Annotated in this window: 2 protein-coding genes; one reads left to right on the forward strand and one right to left on the reverse strand. The window is 57.8% G+C overall.

The window, feature by feature from the left end:
- The coding region (apaG, locus tag P792_RS38810) for a Co2+/Mg2+ efflux protein ApaG (RefSeq protein WP_035439729.1) at positions 1–317 on the forward strand (317 nt) is incomplete at its 5' end.
- Here the strand turns inward: apaG and P792_RS27810 are convergent.
- Positions 277–3,204, reverse strand: coding sequence for a ligand-binding sensor domain-containing diguanylate cyclase (locus P792_RS27810; RefSeq protein WP_023978592.1), 2,928 nt, complete (start codon positions 3,202–3,204; stop codon positions 277–279). The two genes, apaG and P792_RS27810, sit on opposite strands and share 41 nt — an antisense overlap.
- Between the last annotated feature and the right edge of the window lie 279 nt (positions 3,205–3,483).

Below are 3,483 nucleotides of genomic sequence, written 5' to 3' on the forward strand. Positions count from 1 at the left end.
ACCATTTTGCCTGGGCCTACCATATCCGGATCGAGAATGGCGGTAACGAGACGATCCAGCTCCTGACCAGGTTCTGGGAAATCACAGACGGGCGCGGCAAGACCGACCATATTCATGGCGATGGCGTGATCGGCGAGCAGCCCATTCTCATCGCACAGGAAGTCTTCGAATATACATCCGGCGTGGCCCTGCCCACAGCGTGTGGCTTCATGCGCGGAATGTACCACATGATCGTGCCGGCCACCGGTGAGCGCTTCGAGGTCACCATTCCTGCTTTCAGTCTGGATAGCCCTCATCGTCTTGGTCTTGTTCACTGACGACAAGACGCCCGCGGCCTTCCAGCTTCGCACGATAAAGCGCCTGATCAGCCCTTTCGAGGGCTTCCATCCACACCTCGCGGGGTGACTCGATTTCCGGCACACTGCGCGCAAGGCCGGCACTGCAACCGATTGTCAGAGCACCAACCTTTGTCTCGAAAGGATGGTCACTCAAGCCCGCCAGCAACAGCTCCACGCGACGGCGCGTGGAGGCAAAATCCCCCTGTATGACGATCAGGAATTCCTCACCGCCATAGCGACCAATGATTTCCTCTGGCAGCTTGTCTCGCAACAGACGTGCGCCGATTTCCGCCAGGATTTCATCGCCGATCATATGGCCGAAGGTGTCGTTGATCGATTTGAAATAATCCACGTCGAAAAGGGCCAGCGTTACCGAGCGATGAGATCCTTCATAATCGGGCCGTCCCTTGCGTTCGAGCAGACGCAGCACACTGGCTTCGGCCGTGCGGCGATTCATCAGTCGTGTCAGCCCGTCCTGGCGCGCCTGCTGCTCAAGGGCAGCCTGCGCCGCACGCATCTCACCGGTTCGTTCATCGACGAGCGCTTCGAGGCGCTTTTGTCTCTTGAGAAGATAGCGGAAGCGAACCCGATTGAGTGTGTAGGGCAGAACCACGACAGAGACGACGTAAAGGGTAATGAGTGGCCAAGCCATCCACCAGGGCCGCTCCATCCTGATTTCAAGAACGATGGGACGGGAGATGATATTCCGGCTGTCATTGATTGCCTGTACGATCAGCCTTGAATGACCGGGTGGAACGAAATTGTAACGTATGTCACCCGTGGTTGTGGTGACCCAGTCCTGATCGACCCCCTCGAGGCGATAACGAAAATAGGTTGTCGAGGCGAGCGCAGTATTGAGCGTCCCGAGCGTCACGATCAAAGGGTCGCGGGTGAAAGGGATGGCGTGTTCCGGCAATACGGCCTCACCAAGACGTGCCTCGATAAAGACGGGCTTGAGGTCCGTTGGTTCGAAAAGATGCTCCGGATGCAGGAGGTGTGAGACGCCTCTCGTCGTGGTGATCCAGATGGACCCGTCAGGATCTTCAGTCAGACCCTGCTGATTGATATTTGCGGAAATCAACCCATCATCCCGCGTCACCCTGATCCATTGCCGCCCATCGTAAGCCGCAAGCCCATTTTCGGTGCCAACCCATAGTCGTCTGTGGCGGTCCCAAAGCAGGCTGAAGATGATCTGTGAGCCGGTGCACTCCACCCCGATCTGGCGGGTACTACCGATGCGGTTGCCATCCAGATGGATATGTACGAGCCCGGTGCGCGCGCGCACGCCCCCGACCCAGAGATCGTCATGGGACGAAAAAACCATGGTCAACGGGGAAAAATCATGCCCGTTGGCCCAGTGTGTGAGCACCGGCTGCCATCGGCCGTTTGCCCCTCTTCTGTAAAGGGCATTACCTATCATTGCCCAAGGGGTGCCATCGTCACGAAGCGCTATGGCGCTCGCTGGCTTGCTGAGCGGCAGACCATTCTCGTCTTCAACAAGGCTTGGCTGGGCCGTACCGTCCCCGGGCATAGCCAGCATCCCGTCATCGGATGCGATCCAGAGCGTATGATCCCTGGAAGACAGTGCCAGCCCAAGAATTCGCTGCACTGGCATTTTCCGGTCACACGCGAAGTGTCCCGACTGGAAAAGACAGTGCAGCAGATCGCGATCGTCCACGGGCATCCAGTATCCCGACCCGCCATCGGACAGCCCAAAGAAGAAATTTCCCTCCCTCAGGCGTTCGCCGAGCTCATTCCGGTCGAGCTGGTACAGTCCCTGATCTGTCAGAAGTAGCGTTCTCTCGGGCCCGGACAATACAGACCAGACAGACCGTATGCTCTGTGGTTCAAGGTTTTCCCAACTCCCCCAACCGACGAGCTTGACCAGTTCGACAGAGTCCTGAACAGTCCAGAGCTGCCTGTTGCGGTCAGCATACGCAAAATGAATATCCTGCTCCCTGCCGAGGTCATGATTGGGCAGGGTCCAGTATTGCCCATTGAACGAGCGCAGGCGATTGCCGTCAAAGAACACCGTCGCATCCGGCGTCTCCACGACAAAACTCGGGCGTTCACCGAGATTTCCCTGATCAAGCACCCAATCTGTCGGCAGTCTGGCGAAGGTGCCATCGACATTTGGCACGAGCAACGCGTAGCGCTCGAACGCGTAAAAGCTGCGATCGGCATGGCTGCTCGGTGAGCCGGATATCTCGGCATCCCAGGGAAGCCTAAAAACCCGAAGCCCCGTCAGGTCGCGCATCTGGTTTCCACCGGGCTCGCGATAGAAAACACGATCACCAATCTGGTAGACAAGCGCTCGCGCGCTGCCAGCCATCGGCGCCTGACAGGACAGGATGTTGTCCTCCGGCGTTTCGCACAGATGCACACCATGAGGATCGACAACGGTCAGTCGTCCAGCATCGAGAAAGACATTCTCGATACGTCCCAGGCCGGGGGCCTTCAAGCGCCTGAAACGCAGCAATAAGGGCGATATCCGACTACTTGTCGCGCGTTGGGATATCCTGAGCCCTCCGCGCTGGAGAACCACAACCCGGCCATCGGGGAGGAAACGAACACTATCGGCAAAATTAGGCTGATTGGGTGTTTCCTGAACCTTGACCTGATAAAAGCGCTGCCCTGAGAAAAAATAGAGCGATCTCTGGGTCAGAAGGTACAGATAGCCCTCGTGGTCTTGAGCCAGGCCAAAGATATAGGAACTATCCACCCCGTCACGCTGCGTGAAACTCTGCATGGGCAGGTCGGCGTCGCGCGCGAAGGCCATCTTCGCGAAGCTGCAGAGCAGCAGGAACACGATCACAGCCCAACGCAGAGCCGCGCTCAGGGCATGATAAAAGGAGGCCAGCACCATCGGCACCGAGCCTCCCCCACCTTGATCGATGCTCGAAACGAGTTTCAGGTCTTTTTCCTCAACGCAGGGATGTGCCCCTCTGAAAGCACACTAATATAACAGCTGCGTTTCGTCGTTAAAAACTCGCAACCTCAGACCTTGCGGACCACACACGCGCCTTGCATCTCACACGGATCCCACTTCTGACCGGCAGGCGGACGCGGACCAGCATAGGCAAGGCTGTCGCTGCTGTCGGCAACGCACGCACCCTGCATCTCGCACGGATCCCACTTCTGACCC

Source organism: Asaia sp. SF2.1 (assembly GCF_000505765.1).
Lineage (GTDB): Bacteria > Pseudomonadota > Alphaproteobacteria > Acetobacterales > Acetobacteraceae > Asaia > Asaia bogorensis.

Coding starts and splice junctions, on each gene's coding strand:
- P792_RS27810 (WP_023978592.1), bottom strand. CDS start 3,204: ATGGTGCTGGCCTCCTTTTATCATGCCCTGAGCGCGGCTCTGCGTTGG.